Source organism: Duganella sp. GW821-FHT07F09 (assembly GCF_059418705.1).
In genome coordinates this window covers 587,050-608,310 of sequence record NZ_JBWKQJ010000001.1, presented here as the reverse complement: position 1 = coordinate 608,310, position 21,261 = coordinate 587,050, and the positions used below count along the sequence as shown (strand labels likewise).

General features: G+C 67.5%; 13 protein-coding genes and 1 riboswitch. Of the genes, 8 read left to right on the top strand and 5 right to left on the bottom strand.

Annotated elements, in window-relative coordinates; translation table 11 throughout:
- Positions 1–106: 106 nt before the first annotated feature.
- The 3 genes from AC07P1_RS02805 to AC07P1_RS02795 are packed head-to-tail and all read left to right on the top strand — an operon-like array spanning position 107 to position 6,543.
- Positions 107–1,702 carry a ShlB/FhaC/HecB family hemolysin secretion/activation protein gene (locus tag AC07P1_RS02805; protein ID WP_494694401.1) on the top strand — a complete coding sequence of 532 codons (1,596 nt, stop codon included), beginning with the start codon at positions 107–109 and terminating at the stop codon, positions 1,700–1,702.
- 19 nt (positions 1,703–1,721) lie between these two features.
- Positions 1,722–5,693, top strand: coding sequence for a two-partner secretion domain-containing protein (locus AC07P1_RS02800; protein WP_494694400.1), 3,972 nt, complete (start codon positions 1,722–1,724; stop codon positions 5,691–5,693).
- A 34-nt stretch (positions 5,694–5,727) separates the two neighbouring features.
- Positions 5,728–6,543, top strand: a complete 816-nt coding sequence (locus tag AC07P1_RS02795; protein ID WP_494694399.1) for a FecR family protein — start codon at positions 5,728–5,730, stop codon at positions 6,541–6,543.
- Between the two features lie 31 nt (positions 6,544–6,574).
- Here AC07P1_RS02795 and AC07P1_RS02790 read toward each other — a convergent pair whose 3' ends face one another.
- The 5 genes from AC07P1_RS02790 to AC07P1_RS02770 all read right to left on the bottom strand — a co-directional run bounded on the left by AC07P1_RS02790 (position 6,575) and on the right by AC07P1_RS02770 (position 13,029).
- Positions 6,575–7,849, bottom strand: coding sequence for an MFS transporter (locus tag AC07P1_RS02790; protein WP_494694398.1), 1,275 nt, complete (start codon positions 7,847–7,849; stop codon positions 6,575–6,577).
- Entirely contained in the window at positions 7,846–9,063 is a 1,218-nt protein-coding gene (locus AC07P1_RS02785) for an SLC13 family permease (protein WP_494694787.1), read from the bottom strand. The genes AC07P1_RS02790 and AC07P1_RS02785 overlap by 4 nt, the downstream gene beginning before the upstream one ends.
- A gap of 58 nt (positions 9,064–9,121) precedes the next feature.
- A complete protein-coding gene (locus AC07P1_RS02780; protein ID WP_494694397.1) occupies positions 9,122–9,796 on the bottom strand; it encodes a hypothetical protein in 675 nt (224 codons plus the stop codon).
- Between the two features lie 561 nt (positions 9,797–10,357).
- Positions 10,358–11,725: a sigma-54-dependent transcriptional regulator gene (locus AC07P1_RS02775; RefSeq protein WP_494694396.1), complete on the bottom strand. Its 1,368-nt coding sequence runs from the start codon at positions 11,723–11,725 to the stop codon at positions 10,358–10,360.
- Positions 11,716–13,029, bottom strand: coding sequence for a sensor histidine kinase (locus AC07P1_RS02770; RefSeq protein ID WP_494694395.1), 1,314 nt, complete (start codon positions 13,027–13,029; stop codon positions 11,716–11,718). The genes AC07P1_RS02775 and AC07P1_RS02770 overlap by 10 nt, the downstream gene beginning before the upstream one ends.
- Positions 13,030–13,195: 166 nt before the next feature.
- On the opposite strand from AC07P1_RS02770, the gene AC07P1_RS02765 reads away from it, so the two are divergent.
- The 5 genes from AC07P1_RS02765 to AC07P1_RS02745 all read left to right on the top strand — a co-directional run bounded on the left by AC07P1_RS02765 (position 13,196) and on the right by AC07P1_RS02745 (position 21,184).
- Positions 13,196–15,439 carry a heavy metal translocating P-type ATPase gene (locus AC07P1_RS02765; protein WP_494694394.1) on the top strand — a complete coding sequence of 748 codons (2,244 nt, stop codon included), beginning with the start codon at positions 13,196–13,198 and terminating at the stop codon, positions 15,437–15,439.
- The gene (gene cueR, locus AC07P1_RS02760; RefSeq protein ID WP_494694393.1) at positions 15,436–15,828 is read left to right on the top strand and encodes a Cu(I)-responsive transcriptional regulator; all 393 of its coding nucleotides are present in this window, start codon (positions 15,436–15,438) and stop codon (positions 15,826–15,828) included. The genes AC07P1_RS02765 and cueR overlap by 4 nt, the downstream gene beginning before the upstream one ends.
- A 42-nt stretch (positions 15,829–15,870) precedes the next feature.
- Positions 15,871–16,089: riboswitch (cobalamin riboswitch) on the top strand.
- A 65-nt stretch (positions 16,090–16,154) separates the two neighbouring features.
- A complete protein-coding gene (locus tag AC07P1_RS02755) occupies positions 16,155–16,751 on the top strand; it encodes a MotA/TolQ/ExbB proton channel family protein (RefSeq protein WP_494694392.1) in 597 nt (198 codons plus the stop codon).
- 1 nt (position 16,752) lies between these two features.
- Positions 16,753–17,094: a DUF2149 domain-containing protein gene (locus AC07P1_RS02750; RefSeq protein WP_229210296.1), complete on the top strand. Its 342-nt coding sequence runs from the start codon at positions 16,753–16,755 to the stop codon at positions 17,092–17,094.
- A complete protein-coding gene (locus AC07P1_RS02745; protein ID WP_494694391.1) occupies positions 17,081–21,184 on the top strand; it encodes a cobaltochelatase subunit CobN in 4,104 nt (1,367 codons plus the stop codon). Before AC07P1_RS02750 ends, AC07P1_RS02745 begins: the two co-directional genes overlap by 14 nt.
- Positions 21,185–21,261: the final 77 nt, after the last annotated feature.

The following is a 21,261-nucleotide window of genomic DNA, read 5'->3' as shown; positions in this document are numbered from 1 at the left end:
CATTCTTTGGCGGAACATGTTAACATCGGGTAGTGATTAAGACAGGGAGTGTCGAACAATTAACATTTCCTGCAACTGACAGCGACAAAAATTCGAAGAGCCGACAATGACCGATAGTTTCCCCCGCCTGCTAGCGAGCGCCATCCTTGCCTTGACCGTGTCGACGGCCTGGGCGGGGGAGCCCGCGAGCGACAGCGCCGCGCTTCGTTTCGATATTTCCCGTTTCGATGTCCAGGGCAATACGCTGCTGCCACAGGGGCGGATCGAACAGTTGCTGGCGCCGTTCACGGGGAAAACGCGCGACTTCGGCGATATCCAGCGCGCGCTCGAGGCGCTGGAGGGGGCCTACCACGCGCAGGGCTACAACGTCGTCACCGTCCAACTGCCCGAGCAGGAACTGAATCGTGGCGTGGTGCTGCTGCGTGTGGTGGAAACCAAAGTCGGCCGTGTCAGCGTCAAGAACAACCAGTACTTCGACGAGGCCAACATCCGGCGCGCTCTGCCCGCGCTGCAGGAAGGCCGCACGCCGAACCTGAAGGCCGTGTCGGCCAACCTCAAGCAAGGCAACGAGAATCCGTCCAAGCAGGTCACGCTCAAGCTGCAGGGCGGCGAAAAGGACGATGAAGTCGACGCCGTGCTGGAGGTCAAGGACCAGCGCGTCTGGAAGGCGATGGCCAACGCCGACAACACCGGCACCGAGCAGACCGGCAAGACCCACCTGGGCTTCATCCTGCAAAACGCCAACCTGTTCGGCCTCGACCACGTGGCCTCGCTGCAGTACACCACCTCGGCCGAGGAACCGGGCCGGGTCAAGGTCTATGGCGCCGGCTACCATATCCCGCTGTACGCGCTGGGCGATTCGCTGGACTTCTTCGCCAGCTATTCCAACGTCGATTCCGGCACCGTGTCGGCCGGCCTGTTCAACCTGGCCGTCAGCGGCCGGGGCGCCGTCTACGGCGCGCGCTACAACCAGTCGCTGGCCAAGCGCGGCGAATACGGCTCCCACCTGACCTACGGCGTCGACGTCAAGGCGTTCAAGAACAACGTCGAATTGGTGGGCCAGCAGTTGGGCAACCTCGGCAACGACGTCACCGTGCATCCGCTCAGCATCGCCTACACCGGCAGCCTGCCGCTGAAAACAGGCGAGATCGGCGGCCAGATCACCCTGCTGCGCAATATCTCCGGCGGCTCCAAGGGCGGCCAGAGCGACTTCACGCTGGCGCGCAGCGGCGCCAAGGCCGACTACACCGTGCTGCGCCTGGGCGGCAGCGTGACGCATGCGCTGGCCAACGACTGGCAGCTGCGCGCCATCGCCAACGGCCAATACACGCGCGACGCGCTGATCCCGGGCGAGCAGTTCGGCGCCGGCGGCGCCACCTCGGTGCGCGGCTTCATCGAACGCGAGATCTCCAACGACAGCGGCGTCGCCGTCAACCTGGAGGCGTACACGCCCAACCTGTGCGGCCGCCAGGCCTGGAACTGCCGCCTGCTCGGCTTCTTCGACAACGCCTACGTCAAACGCAACCATGCGCTGCCGGGCGAACTGGAAAGCACCTCCATCGGCAGCGCCGGCGTGGGCGCGCGCCTGCTGCTGTCGACCTACGTCAACCTGCAACTCGACTATGGCCACGTGCTGCGCGCCGGCGCCACCGGCCGCGCCGACGCCAACCGCCTGCACCTGCGTTTGGCTTTGGCTTACTGAACATCCTGGAAAGATCTATATGAACAGCCACCGCACCCACTCCCGCCGTATCGGCCACCAGCCGCCGTCCGCGAAGCTGCGCCGCAAGGCGCTGGCCGTGTTGGTGGCGGCCGCCTTCGGCACGGCCCTGGCCAATCCGGTGGCGCCGACCGTGGTGCATGGCGCGGCCACTTTCAACCAGCAGGGCAACCTGTATTCGATCACCAACACGCCCAACACCATCATCGACTGGCGCAGTTTTTCGGTGAACGCGGGCGAGGTCACCCGCTTCATCCAGCAAAGCGCCGACAGCAAGGTCCTCAACCGCATCACCGGACAGGACCCGAGCCGCATCCTCGGCTCGCTGCAGTCGAACGGCAAGGTGTTCCTGATCAACCCCAACGGCGTGCTGTTCGGCGCCGGCTCGCGCGTCGACGTCAACGGCCTGGTGGCCTCCAGCCTGGCGATCTCCAACGCCGATTTCCTGGCCGGTAAAAACAACTTCGCCGGCGCCGCCGACGCGGGCAAGGTCGTCAACCAGGGCACGCTCACCACACCCAATGGCGGACAGATCTTCCTGATCGCCCCGGCGGTGGAGAACAGCGGCGTCATCTCGTCGCCGAACGGCGACGTGGTGCTGGCGGCGGGCCACAGCGTGCAATTGTTCGATTCCAGCGATCCCAACGTGCAGGTGGTGGTGTCGGCGCCGGCCGACCAGGCGCTCAACCTCGGCAGCATCGTGGCCCGGGGCGGTCGCGTCGGCGTCTACGGCGCGCTGGTCAACCAGCGCGGCACCATCAACGCCGACAGCGCCGTGCGCGGCGAACGTGGCCAGATCGTCCTGAAGGCGGCCGGCACCACCATGCTGGAGGCGGGCAGCGTCACCAGCGCGCGCGGCGGCAACCTTAACACCGGCGGCGATATCCGCTTGCTGGGCGCGCGGGTCGGCCTGACCGGCAACGCCGTGGTCGACGCCGGTGGCGCGGCCGGCGGCGGCTCGGTGCTTGTCGGCGGCGACTACCAGGGCAAGAACGCGGCGCTGCCGAACGCGCTGCAAACCTTCGTCGGGCGGGATGTGACGATCGGCGCCGACGCCGGCGTCAGCGGCGATGGCGGCAAGGTCGTCGTGTGGAGCGACGAGGCGACCCGCATGCACGGCTCCCTGTCGGCGCGCGGCGGCACGCAAGGCGGCAATGGCGGCCTGATTGAAACCTCGGGCCACTATCTGGACGTGGCGGGCGCGCGCGTGAGCGCCGGCGCCGCGGCCGGCCGGGGCGGCAAGAACGGCACCTGGCTGCTCGATCCCTACGACATCGTCGTCATCAAGGATTCAAACCTCCAGACCCCGCTGTCCGATGTGGCGTCGTTCGACGGGGCCACCAGCAGCGGCGTGACCGAAGTCGACTCCGGCGCGTTGAGCGGCGCCACCGCCAACGTGGTACTGCAGGCGCAGCACGATATCACGTTCGGCGCGGCGGTCCACAACGCCAACAGCGGCGTCAGTCTGACGGCGCAGGCGGGCAACGACATCCACGTCAACGCCGTACTGGCGATGACCGGCGAGATCCGGCTGACGGCCAACGACGACGGCGCCGGCACCGCGAGCGGCAGCGGCGCCGTGACGATCGCCTCGCTGGGCGGCGCCACCACCACGCTTGACAGCCGTGGCTATGCCATTTCGCTGGCCGGGCGCGCCGTGAACGTCGACGGCAAGGTCGATGCCGGCGCCGCCGGCTATCTGACGCTTGACGCGGCCGACGTGGCGCTGGGGACCAATGCCACCGTCACCGGCGGCGATATCGGTATCAAGGCCAATAGCCTGGCAGTCGGCGGCGGTGCCCGCATCAGCGGCCAGGGCAGCGGGGCCCAGGTGCTGATCACGTCGGCCGGCGATGTCAACGTCGGCACCGGCGCGAGTGGCAACGGAAACGGCAGCGATGCGATGGCCGTGAGCGAGGCCACGCTCAAGAAAATCGACAATGCCGACGTCACTATCGCCAGCGCCAGCGCCGACGGCGTGGTCGCGGTCACCGGTTCGCTCGACCTGACCGGATCGAGCGGCTACGTCCGCAACCTGACCCTGGGCTCGGGCCGCACCGGCAACGTGCTGATCGACGCCGCCACCCGGGTCAACGGCACACTGACGTTGAGCGCCCTGGAGGTGAACGTCAACGCAGCGACCCGCGCCGACACTGTAGCGATCGTGGCCAACGCGATGGACCTGAACTCCGATGTCACGGCCAACCTGGCCAGCGTGCGGCCGTCCGCCGGCGGCCACCACATCGAACTGGGCGGCACGTCCTGCGTCAACGCGATCAACTGTCTGCTGGTCCGCGATATCCGCTATCTGAAGGCGCCGACCCTGGTGATCGGCAGCCAAAACGCGGCGCACAACGTGGCCGGCATTGCCGTCGCGGGGATCGCCACCAGCGGCGCCCTGGCGGCGCAGCGGGACCCCGCCACCACCAGCATCGCGCTGTTGAGCAACGGCGGCGCCATCACGCAAACCGGCGCCATCAACGTGGAGAACCTGGCCGTCGCCAATGCCGGCGACATCACGCTGAATAACGCGGGCAATCGGGTGGTCAACCTGGCGGTGTCGCAGCAGGGCGCCGGCCATGATTTTGAGTTTAAGAACACCGTCGGCACGGCCATCGCCACCTTGGTCGGTGGTGACCTGTACCAGATCAGCGGCATCGATACCGATGGCAACGTGACGCTGGACGTCGCCGGCGCCATCACCACGGCCGGCGGCATCTCCGGCACTCCCATCACCGCCAATCATCTGACGATGAACGCCACGGGCGGCATCGGCTCGACCGCGGCGCCGTTGCGGACCAAGGTTTCGCAACTGTCCGCGGTCAACCGCGCCGGCGGTGGCAGCACGGCGGCGATCAATATCGCCAATGTCAACAACACCGCGCATGCGGAGACTTTGACGGTGACGAAGGCGCAGCAGCTACCCACCCAGGGCGGCAACAATGGCGCGATTACCATCGATAACACCGGCGCCATGTTGATCGCCGCCGCGCCGTCTCCGTTGCCGGGCAATGGCTTGTATGGCGTTTGGACCGACACCGGCGCCATCACGCTGCAAACCCATAGCCCGTTGATGATCGACGGGACGATTGGCTCCTTCTCCGGCGATATCAGCCTGGCGGCTGGTGACAGCTATGATCTGAGTAACACGATGACCTTCAGCGACGCGGCCAGTGTGACCTCGGCCGCCGGTTCGGTGACGATAACGGCGACCAGTTTCGCCCTTGGCGGTAGCACGATTGCCGGCTCGAATGGCAGCTACACGCAGATTACGCATATGCCGCCAACGCCAACGCCAACGCCAACGCCAACGCCGACGCCGACGCCAACGCCGACGCCGACGCCAACGCCAACGCCAACGCCAACGCCAACGCCGACGCCGACGCCAACGCCAACGCCGACGCCGACGCCGACGCCAACGCCGACGCCGACGCCGACGCCAACGCCGACGCCGACGCCGACGCCAACGCCAACGCCGACGCCGACGCCAACGCCGACGCCGACGCCGACGCCAACGCCGACGCCAACACCAACACCAACGCCGACGCCAACGCCGACGCCGACGCCAACGCCAACGCCAACGCCGACGCCAACGCCGACGCCAACGCCAACGCCGACGCCAACGCCAACGCCCACGCCCACGCCAACGCCCACGCCCACGCCGACGCCAACGCCAACGCCGACGCCAACGCCAACGCCAGTGTCAGCGGATATCTGCACCATCGCGCCGAACTCCGCGCTGTGCCAGATATTATCGCCACCCAGCGCGAGCGAACCGGTCAAGCCGGTTTTGCTGGCTAGTACGGAAGTCATCAAGACGGTCACGCAAGTTACCGCGACTCGGTCGCGAGCGGCCGACGATAAAACCGACGAACCATTGTCGAGCGAACCAAAATCGCAAAGCAGCAGCACCACCACCACCGAAAACACCGGAAACCAAAATGTCCCTGCTAAGAAAACCTACTGCAACTAGGCATGTTGCAACCAAGAGCCTGCTCCAGGGGCTGATGCTGCTGGTGCTCTGCGGCGTGGTCAGCGCCGGTTGGGCGGCACAGGTGGCCGGCACCATCACCCAGCTCAGCGGCCCCTTGCTCGCCAAGAAGGCCGATGGCGCGGTGCGCGTGCTGTCGCTGCGCTCGGAAGTGGAGAGCGGCGACACCTTGATGACGGAAAAGAACACCTACGCGCTGGTCAAGTTCGTCGACAACAGCGAGATCACGCTTAAGCCGGGCACCACGTTCAAGGTCGAGAACTTCGCCTTCGACGCCGGCAAACCCGACGGCGACCAAGCCTCGTTCAGCCTGGTCAAAGGGGGACTGCGCTCGGTCACCGGCCTGCTGGGCAAGCGCAACAAGGAAAAATTCTCGATGAAGACGCCGAGCGCCACCATCGGCATACGCGGCACCACGTTCATCGCCGACCTGGTCGAGCCGTCGGCCGAAGACGTCGCCGAGGCGGTGGCCGCGCGCGAGGCGTATTTGATGGCCAGCACGGCATCGCTGGATGCGCTGGCGGCGCCGCTGAAGCCACTGATGCTGGCGCAGGGACCGACGTCGCCGCCACGATCGAGCGCCGCGCTGCCGCCGGGCTTGTATGTCAGTGTTATCGACGGCATGATCAATGTGAGCAACACCGCCGGCTCGCAGAATTTTAGCGCCGGCCAGTTCGGCTACACGCGCAGCAACGTCATGCCGCCGGTGATCGTGCCGAGCAATCCGGGCCTGAAGTTCACGCCACCACCCACCTTCACCAGCAGCACGACAACATCGGGCTCGGGCGCGGGCGCCCCTAAACCGGCGACCGTCGACTGCGAAGTCCGATAGCGCACCGCCACCGGCAGTGGAGGGCGCCCCGCTAGCGTCCGCCCGCGCGGCGCATCACCGGCATGAACGCCGCCAGCGCCGCCAGCGCGACCGCGCCGTGCAGCAAGTACGTGACCGGATAGCCGTAGCGCGTCACCAGATAGCCGGCCACCACGTTGCTGGAGGCCGCGCCCAAACCCTGCACCATCATCAGCGCCGCCAGCGCCAGGTTGAAATGGCCGCTGCCGCGCGTCAGGCGCTCGACCAGGAAGGGCGTCAGGATGCCGAGCAGGCCGACGCCCACGCCGTCGAGCAGCTGCACCGGATAAATCATGGCGAAGTCCGAGTAGGCCCAGGCCAGCACGCCACGCAGCGGCAGGCCGAGCATGGCAAGCACCACCGCCACCCGAACCACGTCATGCCGGATGATCCACGGCGCCGCCAGCGCGGCGGCCAGCGCCGCCAGTTGCGACACCATGGTGATCACCGCCGTGGTCTCGAACGGCTTTTGCATCTGCACCGCGAACTGCTGTGCGATCAGCCGCGCCAGCGGCGCGTTCCCGAAGTGGAACAGCAACAGCGACACGCTCAATAGCAGCAGCGGCTTGTTGCGATAGAGCGTGCGTAGCGGCGGCGCCTTCCCGCCGGCTTTTTCTGCAGCGGCCTCGCCGCCGGTCGCCAAGCCGCGCGCGGCCGCGTGATCGATCGCCCCCGGCGCGATCGCCAGCGTGGCGGCGATCGCGGCCACCGTCGTGACCAGCATCAGCGCCGCCACGCCGGGCAGGCCGAACCAGACGCTGGCGGCCCAGGTGCCGCCTAGCAGCACGATATTGCCGGCGTGGTTGTAGGCCTCGTTCTTGCCAAGCTGGGCGCCGAAACGGTCGGGCCCCACCACGCCGAGGGTGATGCCGACCAGCGCCGGCATGATCAGCACACCGGCCACCGCCGCCAGCGCCTGGCTGCCGAACACCACCCGGCGCTCCGGAAAAGCGATGCACAGGAAAGCGCCCAGCGTGATCAGCGCCACCGGCAATACGATCATGGCCCGCTTGTGGCGGCTGCGATCGGCCAGCGCGCCGGCGGGCAGGCCGGCCAGCAGGCCGATCACGCCGCACGCCGTCGCCAGCAGGCCCAGGTCCATCGACTGCCAGCCCTTGGTGCTCAGGTAGGCGTCCAGGAAGGGACCGAGGCCGTCGCGCGCGTCGGCCAGGAAGAAATTCAACATGGCGAGCGCCATCAGGCTGGCGCCCGCCGGCGCGGTGCCCGTGTTCGCGGCGCTCGCCGCGTTGCCGTCCGCGCGGGCGGCCAGGGCGTGTGGGGCCGTCATGACCGCACCCACAGCAACGCCAGCGCCGTCGCCAGACCGGCCGGCATCACCACGACGCCCAGCTTAAGGAATCGCCACGCGCCCACGTGCAGGCCTTCGCGCCTGAGGGCCGTCAGCCACAAGATCGTTGCCAGCGAGCCGCTCACCGACAGATTCGGTCCAAGGTCGACGCCGATCAAGGCCGCCGCGCGCAGCGCGCCATCGGCGTTCACATGGTCCAGGGTGGCGGCGCCCAGCAGGCCGGCGGGCAGGTTGTTAACCAGGTTGCACGCGACGGCCAGCAGCGCGCCGGTGATATTGCCGGCGTTGTGCGGCCAGCGCGCTTGCAGCGACTGGAGCTGCGCGGCCAGTGCCGCCACCACGCCGTGCTGCTGCAAGGCCTCGATCAACACGAATAGCCCGGCCACCATCAGCAGCACGTCCCACGACAGCGCGCGCAAGGTCGCCGTCGGCGCGGTGTACCCCGTGCGGGCGCTGACGCTCACCAGCAGCAACGTAACCACCGCCGCAGCCAGGGTGACCGGCCCGAGCGTCAGGCCGAGCGCCGATGCCACCGCCAGCAGCAGCGCCGTGCCGGCCAGGGCGCCGACCGTCAGACGGCCGGACGTTGTCAGGTGCGGCACTTCGACATCGCGCCGGATGGTTGTTGTGAGCTCGCCGCGCAGCAGCAGATACAAGGCGACGCCGGTGGCGATGATCGCGCCGAGCGATGGCAACAGGAACAGCGACAGCCATTGTCCCAGCGCCGGCATATGTTCGCCGAACATCACCAGGTTGGCGGGGTTGGAGACCGGCAGCACGAAGCTGGCGGCATTGGCGACGAAGGCGCATATGAACAAATACGGCAGCGGCGGCGCGTCGACCGCGCGCGCCACCGCGTATACCGCTGGTGTCAGCACCACGGCGGTGGCATCGTTCGACAGCAGCACCGTGACCACGGTGCCGGCCAGGTAGACCAGTAAAAACAGTCGGTGCCCGGAGCCGGCGGCGGCGCGCGCGGTGTGCGCCGCCAGCCAGTCGAAGACGCCGTGGCGGCGTCCCATTTCGGCCAACAGCATCATACCGGCCAAAAACAGATACACGTCCCAGCCGCGCGCGGCGCCGCTGACGATGCTCGCCGGATCGGTCAGCTGGAACAGCGCCAGCGCCAGCACCGCCAGGGTCGCCCACACGGCTTCCGGCACGCGCCAGGGCCGCAGCACGATGCCAGCCATCGTCAAGCCTGTGATGATCCACAATGTATTTTCAGTCGCCACGCGTTGGGTACCCCGATTACGGTTGATTGGCCGGCGGTGTGCCGGGTGGTGAAGGGCGCGCGGGCCGCGCGGGCATGCCACGGGCCGCCGCGCGCGCCGCTGACAGGTCGGCGCCGACCGTTATCGCTTCGAGGGAGATGCCGGCGGCGCCGCGCGTGCCGATGCCGGTGGCGGCGAATGGCTGGGCGGGCGCCAGCCGTGTGCGGACCAGGTCCGGACGGAAGTAGATGATGTCGCCGTTGGCGAGGATGACGCCATTGGCCTCGCCGCGCGGTCCGCGCAGCACCACATCGATGGTGCCGGCCGATTCCAGCCTTTGCAGCGATCGTCGCGCCGCAGGCGGGGCCGGCGGTCCCGCCTGCTCGTCGTCGACGCTGGCGCCCGAAGACAGGTTGACCAGGGCGGTGGCGCGGATCGTGCCATCGTCGGTGGCCAGGCCGATGACGCGCACCCGGTCGCCCGGCGCGGCGGCACCGCCGATTCGCGCGGCCACGTGCGGCGGGAACAGCACCAGCGTGCCGTCGGCCAGGCGCAAGCCGTTCGGGTCGCCGTAAGGGGTGGTGAGACAGCGCGCGACGATGCCCTCGGCCACCGGCGAGGGGGCGGTGGCCGAGGGGCCGCGCGGCGGCGTCGGTGGCGCCGCCCGGGCCTCGCCGGAGCATAGGCCGGACAGCGCCACCGCCAGCGCCATGGATCGCGTCAACGAAGACGGAGGCATTGTCACGATGGTGTTACGGTTGGCCGGCGGGAGGTGGTGGCGGTGGTTGGGTTCCCGGCGCCGGTGGTGGCGGTGGAGGCGGCGTGTCGGGCGGCCTTTTGCCCGCTGGACCGCGCGGCTTCGGTGGCGGCACAGGCTTGGCGGCGTTGCCCCGGCGGGCCTCCGCCGGTGGCGGTGGCGGCGGCGGTGGCGCGTCTGCGCCTGGCGGTGGCGGAACCGGCGCTCCCGGTGGTGGCGCCGGAGGCGCCGGTTGGTCCCGTGGTGGTGCCGGCTGGCCGGCTGGCGGTGGCGGCGGAGCCGGATCGGTTTGTGGCGGAGCTGCGGATGCGGCCGTGGCCAGTGACAGCGCGATGACCATCATCGGGTATTTAAGAACATTCATGACTATCTCCTTGTGTGATGTCGAGGGGTGGTAGTCATGACTATGCAGATAGCGTGCCAAGCCGCGAGCCCCTTGTTACGCGGGCGCGCATGCCCGGGTGTCCGCTGGTGTTACACCCGGGTGTCAACGGAACGGACAGCTGTCCGCCAACGCTACTCCATCCGGTACTGCGCCAGCTTGCGGTACAACTGCTGGCGCGACAAGCCGAGGCGGCGCGCGGCCTCGCTGCGATTGCCCGCCGCCGCCTCGAGCGCTCGTCGCAGCATAGCCAGTTCTACCTGCGCCAGCGCGCGTTCGAGCGTGCCATCCCAGTCGATGTCCGTGCCTGAGGCCGTAAGGGCTGTGGTGGCGCCGGCTTGGCGGACCGTGCCAAGGCCGAGGTGCTCGATCTCGATCAGGTCACCTTCGCTGAGCGCGATGGCGCGCTGCATCGTGTTGCGCAGTTCACGCACGTTGCCCGGCCAGTCGTGCGCCTCCAGTGCCCGCGATGCCGGCTCGCTCAGGCGTTTTGCATGGCCGCCGGCCTGTCCACGCAAAAAATGCGCGGCCAGCAGGGGGACGTCGCCCGCGCGCTCGCGCAGTGGCGGCAGATTGATGGTGATCACCTGCAGCCGGTACCACAGATCGGCACGGAAGGTGCCGGCGGCCACCTCTGTCTCCAGGTCGCGGTGCGTGGCGGCGACGATGCGCAAATCGACCGGCTGGCTGTGGCGTGCGCCCAGTGGCGTCACTTCGCGCTCCTGCAGTACGCGCAGGATCTTGGCCTGGGTTGGCAGCGCCATGTCGCCGATCTCGTCGAGGAACAGGGTGCCGCCGTCTGCTTCGCGAAAGCGCCCGTGGCGATCCGTGGTGGCGCCGGAGAACGCGCCTTTGACATGGCCGAACAGTTCACTCTCGAGTAGTTCGGCGGGAATCGCCGCGCAGTTGACGGCGACGAACGGCCCGGCGGCCCTGGCGCTGTTCTGATGCAGCGCCTGCGCCACCAGTTCCTTGCCGGTGCCGGTCTCGCCCAGCACCAGCACCGAGTTGCCGCTGTCGGCGACCAAGCCGATGCGTTTGAAGATGGCCCGCATCTCCTCGCTGTTGCTCAGCATTTTTTCGTCGATCTGCAAGCCGCCGTCTGGCGCCGGCGTGTCTGGCGTTTTGCGCGCCGACTGCGCGCCGGCCTTGAGCGCGCGGCCCAGCGCCACCGTTAGCGCTTCGCGCCCGAGTGGCTTGGTCAGATGGTCGAACGCGCCCAGGCGCATCGCCTCGATGGTGTTGGAGCCGCTGGCGTAGGCGGTCAGCATCAGGCACGGCACGCCGGGCACGATGGCCGGCGCCGCGCGCAGGAAGGCCAGGCCGTCATCGCCAGGCAGGCGCAAATCGACAATGGCGGCGGCGATTCCGCCCTCGGCCAGGACGCGTAGCCCGGCCTCGCAGGTGGCGGCCTGGCGCACGTCGTGGCCCAGGTCTTCCAGCGTCTCGGCCAGGGTGGCGCGGAACGCGGCGTCGTCGTCGACAATCAGGATCACGGCCATGGCAGCTCCAGTTCGATGCGGGTACCGAGTGTTTGTTGCACGCCCAAGGCCACGCGGCCGCCGTGGGCCTGCACCACTTCGCGCACCACGGCCAGTCCCAGTCCGGTGCCGCCATCGCGGCCGGTGACCAACGGATCGAATAGCGTGGTACGCAGCGCCGGCGGCACGCCGCTGCCGTCGTCGGCCACCCACAGACGCAGCAGGGCGCCGTCGCGCGCCGCGCCCAGGCGGATGTGCCCACCGGCGGGGGTGTGGGCCAGCGCGTTCAATATCAGGTTGTCTATCACGCGTTCCATTTGCGCCGGGTCGAACAGCGCGGTGGCGCGCGTGTCGTCGTCCACGCCCGGTTGTAGTTCGAGGCTTAGCGTCACGCCAAGATCGGCGGCCGCTTCGGCATGTTGCTGGACGCGCTGCGCGAGCCAGCCGGCCAGCGCCACCGGTGCGCGTTGCGGATGGAAGGAGCGCGTCAATGCCAGCAGGCTGGCCACCAGCGTCTCGAGCCGCTGTACCTGCGCCAGCGTGGTGTGCAGCGCCGCTTCGGTGCGGGCCGGACGGCGCTCCGGCGGCGCCGCCAGCGCGTTTTCGACCTTCATGCGAATGGTGCCGAGCGGATTGCGGATCTCGTGCGCCAGGCCCGCCGCCAGTCCGCCCAGCGCGGCCATGCGTTCGCTGGCCGCCAGCAATGCCGACAAGCGTTGCGCCTCGCGCCCCCAGCGGGTGAGCAGCAGGGCGAAGCCGGCACCGGCCAGCACCAGTGAGCCGAGCAGCAAACCGAGGGCGAGGATCAGATGGCGCAGCGCGCTGTCTGCGATGGTCGCCACCCGGGTCAAAGTCCAGCCGGCGACATTGGATGTCACCGGACAGGCGCTGTACACCACGGCCTCGCGCAGTCCCGGACGTACTTCGTCGACGGCGCTTCCGGCGGCCAGTGCCTGCTCCGACAATGCCGCCAGACGTGGCAACTCCGCCGCCGGCACGTCGGTCTTGGCGCCGCTGCCGTCGTAGGTCGGAAAAGCGTAGGCGAACACGCCGCGTTGCCGGTCCCACAGGCCGCCCTCGACGCCGGCGTCCTCGCGCAGGGCCATGTCGACGATGGCGCGCGCCGTCGCGGTGTCGCCGTCGGCACCGACGTCGATCCGCTCGCCGCCGGCGCGCATGATCTGGCACAGCACCGCGGCGCGCGAGCGGGCCGACGAGATCTGCCAGTCGGCGCCCTGGCGGCCCAGTTGCAGCAGCAGCCAGACCAGCAGCAGGACCATGGCCGCGATGGCCGTCCAAAGCCACAGCAGATCGCGTTTTAACATTCCGCCCAGCGCCACATTGACCTTTCGTGTCAGGTTGATATCGCAATTGTAGCGACAATCCCGGTAGTTTCTGTGCGGCACCAGACAATCGTCGCGAAAAGTGCTTGACCTTCCAATCATGGGATACTTGAAGCTAACGCCATCACCTGCTATTTGAATGACCATCATGAACTCAACCGCTGAAAAAACCGTCTCGCAATCGATCAAGATCGAGGGCATGAGCTGCGCGTCCTGCGTCGGACGCGTGGAACGTGTGCTCGCCGCCGTCGATGGCGTCAAGCAGGTCAGCGTCAACCTGGCCACCGAAATGGCGCGCGTCGAGTCGGCGCTGCCGATCGATTTCGGTGTGCTGCAGCAGGCGATCGACAAGGCCGGCTACCAGGCCAAGCCCGCGCCGGCGCCTTTCGCTCCCGCCACCCCGGCGGTGGTCGCCCCCGGCGCCAGCGGCTATGCGGTACTGCTGGCGGCGCTGCTGTCGCTGCCGTTGATATTGCCGATGCTGCTAGAACTGGGCGGCGTCCATTGGATGCTCGAGGGCCGTATTCAATTTTTGCTGGCGACCCCGGTGCAGTTCTGGCTCGGCGCGCGCTTCTACCGGGCCGGCTGGCTGGCCGCGCGCGCCCGCAGCGGCAATATGGATTTGCTGGTCGCGATCGGCACCAGCGCCGCCTATGGCTTGAGCGTCTACCAACTGCTGACCGCCACCTCGGCCATGCCGCATCTTTATTTCGAGGCCTCCGCCGTGGTCATCACCCTGGTATTGCTGGGTAAATGGCTGGAGGCGCGCGCGAAGCGGCAGACCACGTCCGCGATCCGCGCGCTGCAGGTGCTGCGGCCGGAGTCGGCGCGCGTGCGTCGCGGCGACCAGGATGTCGAGGTTCCGATCGCGCAGGTGCTGCCCGGCGAGATGGTGGTGGTGCGGCCGGGCGAGCGCATCGCCGTCGACGGCGTGGTGTCCGAAGGCGCCAGCCACGTGGACGAAGCGCTGATCACCGGCGAAAGCCTGCCCGTGGCGCGTCATGCCGGCGACCGCGTGACCGGTGGCGCGATCAATGGCGAAGGCATGCTGCTGGTGCGCGTGACGGCGGTCGGCGCCGAGAGCACGCTGGCGCGCATCATCCGCCTGGTGGAGGACGCGCAGGCCGCCAAGGCGCCGGTGCAGCATCTGGTGGACCGCGTCAGCGCGGTGTTCGTGCCGGTGGTGCTGGTATTGGCGCTGCTGACTTTAGTGGGCTGGTGGCTCGCGTCCGGCGACGGCGAGACCGCCATCATCAACGCGGTGGCGGTGCTGGTGATCGCCTGTCCGTGCGCGCTGGGATTGGCAACGCCGGCCGCCATCATGGCCGGCACCGGCGTGGCCGCGCGTCACGGCATCCTGATCAAGGATGTGCAGGCGCTGGAGCTGGCGCATCGCATCACCACCGTGGCCTTCGATAAAACCGGCACGCTGACCGAAGGTAAACCGTCGCTGGCGGTGTGCGAGCCGGCGCCCGGCGCCATCGACAAGGCGCATCTGCTGCAACTGGCTGCGGCGGTACAGCGGGGCAGCGAGCATGCGCTGGCCCGCGCGGTGCTGCAAGCCGCCGGGGATGGTGCTGCCGGCGCGCTTTTCGTCCCGGCCGTCGCCGCCGACATCGCCGCCTTGCCCGGACGCGGCGTCGCCGCGACGGTCGACGGCATGCGGCTGATCCTCGGCAGCACGCGTTTGATGCAGGAGCAGGGCGTCGAGCTCACCGCGCTGGCGGCGCGCGCCGCCGAACTGGAACGGCAAGGCCTGACCGTCTCGTGGCTTGCCACGCAGTCGCCGCAACCGGTGCGCTTACTCGGCCTGCTGGCCTTCGGCGACCGTGTCAAGCCGAACGCACGTGCCGCCGTGGAAGCGCTGCACGCGCTGAATATCGAGACCGTGCTGCTGACCGGGGACAACCAGGGCAGCGCCGATCATGTCGGCGCGTCACTCGGCATCCGCAGGGTGGTCGCCAACATGCTGCCGGCCGACAAAGCCGCCGCCATCGGTGCCATGAAGCGGCAGGACAGATGCATCGCGATGGTCGGCGACGGCATCAACGACGCGCCGGCGCTGGCCGCCGCCGATGTCGGCATCGCCATGTCCAGCGGCACGGATGTCGCCATGCATGCCGCCGGCATTACGCTGATGCGCGGCGACCCGGCGCTGGTGGCCGCGGCCATCTCGATCTCGCGCCGCAGCTACAGCAAGATTCGCCAGAATCTATTCTGGGCGTTTATCTATAACCTGGTCGGCATTCCGCTGGCCGCCTTCGGCCTGCTCAACCCCATGGTCGCCGGCGCCGCGATGGCGCTCAGCTCCGTCAGCGTGATCGGCAACGCGCTGCTGCTGCGCCGCTGGAAGCCTGACGCGCAACCTGTAAGTGAAGGAGCGAAGATATGAACATCGGACAAGCGGCCAGCGCCTCCGGCGTCTCGGCCAAGATGATCCGTTACTACGAGAGCATCGCGCTGATTCCACCTGGGCGGCGCAGTGAATCGGGTTACCGCATCTATAGCGAGAACGACCTGCACGCGCTGCGCTTCGTCAAGCGTGCGCGCACGCTGGGCTTCTCCCTGGACCAAATCCGCGACCTGCTGTCGCTGTGGCAGAACAAGGAGCGCGCCAGCGCCGACGTGAAAAGAATCGCCCTCGGCCACGTCGCAGAGCTGAACCAGCGCATCGACGAGCTGACCGAAATGCGCGACACGCTGCAAACGCTGGCGCGCTGCTGCAAGGGCAACGACAGGCCGGATTGTCCCATTCTCCAAAGCCTCGCGGGTCCCAGGTAGCCCGGAGACCCGGCGTATCTGTCCGGGCGCGCCGGAACCACGTATAATCGCCAGGTTTTGGTGCCCGCGCGTCCGTCTGGATGCGCAGTTAAACGGGAAACATGGCGCTGGCCCAGCCAGCCAACATGTGCTGCCCCCGCAACGGTAAACAAGCGTCGTCCCAGACGACTATCCGCCTCGCTATGCCACTGTGCTTTTGCATGGGAAGGTCAGGTGGATTTGCTTGCGAGCCCGGATACCGGCCAAAGAGGTGGAAGCGCCCAGGCGCTTCCTTTCAATCCGCTCACGGGGAGGTGAGTGGCTTGCTTCTGTCGCTGGATCATTCAATGCCTAACCTGCCTGCCGACGCGGCCATCCGCTCGATCGAGACGCTGCTGTACTCCATTTCCAACGTGCTGTATCTGCCCGTGCTGCTGGGGATCGCGGCGCTGACCTTGTATATGCTGGTGTGCTTCGGCACCTTCGGCGCCGAATGGCTCGAGCGCCGGCGCGGCGTGCGCATGCTGGTGGCCACCGCCCGCCACGACATGGCGGCCGTGCTGACGGCGCAGGAGGGCGAGCCGGGACTCGACGCGCGCCTCGAGCGCGTGGTGCAGCGCGCCGATGCCGCCGGCGTGCGCCGCCTGGACGGCGTGCGCTTCGTGGTGCGGGTCGGCCCGGCGCTCGGTCTGATGGGCACCTTGATCCCGATGGGTATCTCGCTGGCCGGCCTGGCGCAGGGCAATTTGCCGAAGATGGCCGAATCGATGACCACCGCCTTCACCGCCACCGTGGTCGGCCTGGCGTGCAGCGTGTGCGCCTATGTCCTGAGCCTGGTGCGCGAGCACTGGCTGCGCAGCGACCTGACCGACATCGCCTACGCCGCCGAAACCATGCTGGCGACGCACGGACACAAGCCGCACCTGATGCGCGTGGAGGCCTGACATGGCCATGCGATTTATGAACCGCCACCGTTACAGCCGCATCGGCGAGCACACCGAGGACCCGCTGGCCGGCGTCGCAAATCTGTTCGACGCCAGCATCGTCTTCATCGTCGCCATGATGCTGGCGCTGTTCTCCGCCTGGAACATGATGGACCTGCTGGACCCGAATTCGGAAGTCACCATCGCCAAAAAGAGTGCGGACGGCCGGGTTGAAGTGCTGACCAAGAAGGGCGCCGAGATCACGGTAAGCCGCGTCAGCGACAAGCCATTGTCCGGATCCGGCAAGCGCCTGGGCACCGCCTACCAACTGCCGGACGGGAAGGTCGTATATGTTCCGGAATAAGCGTTTTGGAATACTGGAAGTTGTTTCACTGCTGCTGATTTCCTTCTTCATCGTCGGTTATGTACATTCGGCGCAGGCGCCGCGTACCCTGGCGCTGATGCTCGGTGATGTCGAGTCGCGGCCGGCGGTGCTGGCGGTGCGCGGTTTGCAGGCGGAGCTGAAGGCGCTCAATGTCGTCATCCGCATCATCCCCAACAACGGCATGACGCAGGCCGACCGCAATGCCTTGGCCAGCGCCGATGTGGCGGTCGTCAACGCCAAGGGCAGGCTGGCGATGGCGGGACTCAAGGACGAACTGCAGGCGCTGAGTAAGTCGCGGCATCCCGTGTTCGCTGTCGGCGGCGCCATCGACGACAGCATCCGCGAGATGGGTGTCCAGGACGACAAGACCATCCAGCAGTATCACAGCGAGGGCGGCATCGAGAACATGGGCAACCTGCTGCGCCACATCCTGCGCCAGCATTTCGGTTCGAAACTGGAGGTGGCGCCGGTGCACGCGATGCCGGATGTCGGCCTGTACGACGTCGCCGCCAACCGCACCTACAGCAGCTACGAGCATTATTTGCAGGGCTATGCCAACTACAAGAACGGCGCGCCGTGGATCGCCGTGCCGTTCTACCGCGCCAGCCTGGTGGCGGGGCAAACCCTGCCGCTGGCGGCCATCGTCGCGCGGCTTGAGGCGGGCGGCTACAACGTGCTGCCGGTGTTCGGCTATCCGTACGACGTGCCGCTGCGCTTCCTGCTCGATGAAAACGGCAAGAGCCGCGTCGACCTGATCGTCGCGCTGGGCATGAAGGTCGGCGGCACCGCCAATACGGGCGCGCTGCTCGACAAGATCGGCGTCCCGGCGATCAACGCCATCACGCTAAGCCAGCACACGGCGGCGCAATGGCGCGAATCGAAGATCGGCCTCGATATCATCGAGCGCACCTGGCAGTTGGCCGGCGCCGAGATGGCCGGACTGATACAGCCGACGGTGGTCGCCAGCCGTGAACGCATCAGCGATGCGCAGACCGGTCTGGCCTATGTCGAGGAGACACCGATCCCCGAGCGCATCGAGCGGCTCAACGAGCGCGTGGCCGCCTGGCTGGCCTTGCGCCAGAAGGCCAACGGCGACAAGCGCATCGCCATGATCTACTTTAACTACCCGCACGGCTCCGAGACCATCGGCGCCGCGTATCTGAACGTGCTGCCGGAGAGTTTGTGGCAGATCGTCCAGCGCCTGAAACGCGACGGCTATCGGACGGGTGACGCGCTGCCGGCCGGCGAGGCCGAGCTGCAAGGCGAGATCCAGCAGTGGGGGAATTACCCCGGCAAATCCAAGGGCGACTACATGACTGGCCTGAAGCATCTGGCCGAAAGCGGCCAGGCGCTGCTGGTGCCGCTGGCCGACTATCAGGCGTGGTTCGCCAAACTGCCGCGGACGCTGCGCGATGCCATCCTGGCGTCATGGGGCAAGCCGGAAAGCGCACCGGTGCTGTGGCGCGACGCCACGGGGCAGCCGTTCTTCGTCTATCCGGCGCGCCGCTTCGGCAATGTGCTGATGGCGCCGCAGCCCGGCCGCGCGTGGGAGCAGAATCTCGAGAAACTGCATAATGAAGTGAGCATGCCGCCCAGCCATGAGTACATCGCCTTTTACCTTTGGCTGCAGAAGGGCTTCCAGGCCAACGCGGTGATGCACATCGGTACCCACGGCACGCAGGAATGGCTGACCGGTAAAGAGGCCGGCCTGTCAGAGGACGATCCGACCGAGGCCCTGATCGGCGCCATGCCGAATATTTATCCTTACGTCATGGACGACGTGGGCGAGGGCATACAGGCCAAGCGGCGCGGCATGGCCACCATCATCGACCACATGACGCCACCGTTCGATATCGCCGGGCTCAATCCCGACCTGCGCGAGCTAGGCGCGCTGCTCAACGACCACCGCGTGGCCGAGCAAAAAAGCCCGCTGCTGGCGCGCAGCCATTTGCTGGCGCTGAACCGCATGGCGGCCAAAAGCGGCGTGTTGAAGGACATGAAAAAGACCGAGCTCAAAACCGAAGCCGACATGGAGGCGCTGGAAGAATATCTGGACGATACCGGCAGCAAGCTGACGCCTTTCGGACTGCATACCTTCGGCGTGGCGCCGACGGCGGAGCGGCGCAACGCCACGGCGCGCGCGGTCGTCAGTCTCGATACCGGCGCCACCATCGAGCAAAAAACCAAACGTATCGCGCAGCTGGAAAACGATATCGAGCGCAGCGCGGCGCTGGAGCTGGACCGGTTGATGGAGGCGCTGTCGGGCCGCTACATCCCGGCCGGCGCCAGCGCGGACCTGGTGCGCAATCCGGACGCGCTGCCGACCGGCCGCAATTTCTTCGGTCTCGATCCGTCGCGTATTCCCAGCAAGACCACCTACGAGGCGGGCGCCAAGCTCGCGCGGCAACTGGTCGACGACTATCGCAAGCGCCATGGCGTGTACCCGGATAAATTGAGCATGAACCTGTGGGGTGTGGAGACCTCGCGCCACGAGGGCATCATGGAAGCGCAGGCGATGGCGCTGATGGGCGTGCGTCCGACCTGGGATGAACGGGGCCGCGTGACCGGCGTCGAAGCGCTGACCCGCAAGGAGTTGGCACGCCCGCGTGTCGACGTCACCCTGATTTCGTCGGGCCTGTTCCGCGACCTGTTCGGCAATCTGCTGGCGTTGATGGACAAGGCTGCGCAACTGGCGCAACAACAGGACGATCTGGGCGCGGCCGCTGACGTCGGCCCGTCGGGAAACGTGATGCAGGAACATAGCCGCAAGACCGCCGCCGCCTTGCAGGCGAACGGCATCTCCGCAGACGAGGCGCGGCGCATGGCGTCGGTGCGCATCTTCGGCGTGCCGAGCGGCGCATACGGCACGCAGATCGAAAAACTGATTCCGCTGACGAACGCCTGGAAGAACGAGAAGGAAGTGGCGGACGTTTTCATCAACCGCATGAGTCATCCTTTCGGCGCCGGCTATTGGGGCGACGATAAAGCCGATCCCGCGCAGCGGCGCGAATTGTTCAAGCAGGCCATCAGCGGCAGCAAGATCGCACTGCACAGCCGCTCCAGCAATCTGTTCGCGACGTTGGACAACGACGACTTCTTCCAGTACCTGGGCGGCACCGCGATGGCGATCCGCAGCGTGGACGGCAAAACGCCGGAGGTGGTGGTGAGCGATCTGTCCAATCCGCGCAAGCCGGGCCACAAGACACTGGAGCAGTACATGGGCCAGGAGATGCAGTCCCGCTATCTCAATCCCAAGTGGGCGGACAGCATGCTGAAGGAAGGTTATTCCGGCGCGCGCTACATCAACCGCGTGGTCGACTATCTGTGGGCCTGGCAGGTGACGGTGCCGGAGGTGGTCGACAGCAGCAAATGGCAGCGCATGTACGACACCTACGTGGCCGACCGCCATGGCCTGAAAGTGCGCGAGCGCTTTGCCGCCAGCGGCAACCTGCGCGCGTACCAGGCCGTGACGGACCGCATGTTGAGCGCCATCGAGCGTGGATACTGGCAGCCTGGCGACGCGGTGCGCGACAATCTCACGCGGCAGAACGCGCGGGCGATCAAGGAGGCGGGCGTGTCGTGCAGCGCGGATTCGTGCAGCAAGGCGACGTTGAAGATCGCGCCGGAGTTCACCGGCCAGTTCGTGCCGAACGTCGGCTCCAACCCGGCGATCGCGCGCGGGGCGGCCGCTGCCGGCCGTGCCGGCGGTTCGGCGCCGTCGGCGCAGCCCCTGGCGGCAGCGCAGGGGCAGCAGCAGGCCAACGACGCCGCGATGAAGGCCGCGCTGGCGGACCTGCAAGTGCTGCAGGCGAAGTCGCAGGAGCTGCAACCTGTGCCGGCGCCGCGCGCCAAAGCCAAACCGGTCGACCCGGCGCCGGCATCGTTTGCGAAAACCGAGCCGGCCGAAGCCAAGGTAAGCGGATTTGAAATGCAAACCCTGGCCAATCTCAGTCCGGCGCAGAAGACTGTGGGCACGCTGGTCCTGCTGGCGCTGGCCGCCGGGTTGGTGGGCGCCGGCTACATTGGACGCCGCAAGAAGTTGAAGAAATTGAATGGTATGCTAGATTAAACTTCCATCTCCAGGAACCGCCGACGGCTCATCGATGGCGGATTACGGCGTTCCGCCTAATCCGCCCTACGTTTTAC

Bases quoted from the DNA above. Each gene is read 5' to 3' on its own strand.
- AC07P1_RS02750 (WP_229210296.1), top strand. From the start codon at position 16,753: ATGGCCATGCGATTTATGAACCGCCACCGTTACAGCCGCATCGGCGAG.
- AC07P1_RS02800 (WP_494694400.1), top strand. From the start codon at position 1,722: ATGAACAGCCACCGCACCCACTCCCGCCGTATCGGCCACCAGCCGCCG.
- cueR (WP_494694393.1), top strand. From the start codon at position 15,436: ATGAACATCGGACAAGCGGCCAGCGCCTCCGGCGTCTCGGCCAAGATG.
- AC07P1_RS02765 (WP_494694394.1), top strand. From the start codon at position 13,196: ATGAACTCAACCGCTGAAAAAACCGTCTCGCAATCGATCAAGATCGAG.
- AC07P1_RS02805 (WP_494694401.1), top strand. From the start codon at position 107: ATGACCGATAGTTTCCCCCGCCTGCTAGCGAGCGCCATCCTTGCCTTG.
- AC07P1_RS02755 (WP_494694392.1), top strand. From the start codon at position 16,155: ATGCCTAACCTGCCTGCCGACGCGGCCATCCGCTCGATCGAGACGCTG.
- AC07P1_RS02790 (WP_494694398.1), bottom strand. From the start codon at position 7,849: ATGACGGCCCCACACGCCCTGGCCGCCCGCGCGGACGGCAACGCGGCG.
- AC07P1_RS02775 (WP_494694396.1), bottom strand. From the start codon at position 11,725: ATGGCCGTGATCCTGATTGTCGACGACGACGCCGCGTTCCGCGCCACC.
- AC07P1_RS02770 (WP_494694395.1), bottom strand. From the start codon at position 13,029: ATGTTAAAACGCGATCTGCTGTGGCTTTGGACGGCCATCGCGGCCATG.
- AC07P1_RS02795 (WP_494694399.1), top strand. From the start codon at position 5,728: ATGCTGCTGGTGCTCTGCGGCGTGGTCAGCGCCGGTTGGGCGGCACAG.
- AC07P1_RS02780 (WP_494694397.1), bottom strand. From the start codon at position 9,796: ATGGCGCTGGCGGTGGCGCTGTCCGGCCTATGCTCCGGCGAGGCCCGG.
- AC07P1_RS02785 (WP_494694787.1), bottom strand. From the start codon at position 9,063: ATGGCTGGCATCGTGCTGCGGCCCTGGCGCGTGCCGGAAGCCGTGTGG.
- AC07P1_RS02745 (WP_494694391.1), top strand. From the start codon at position 17,081: ATGTTCCGGAATAAGCGTTTTGGAATACTGGAAGTTGTTTCACTGCTG.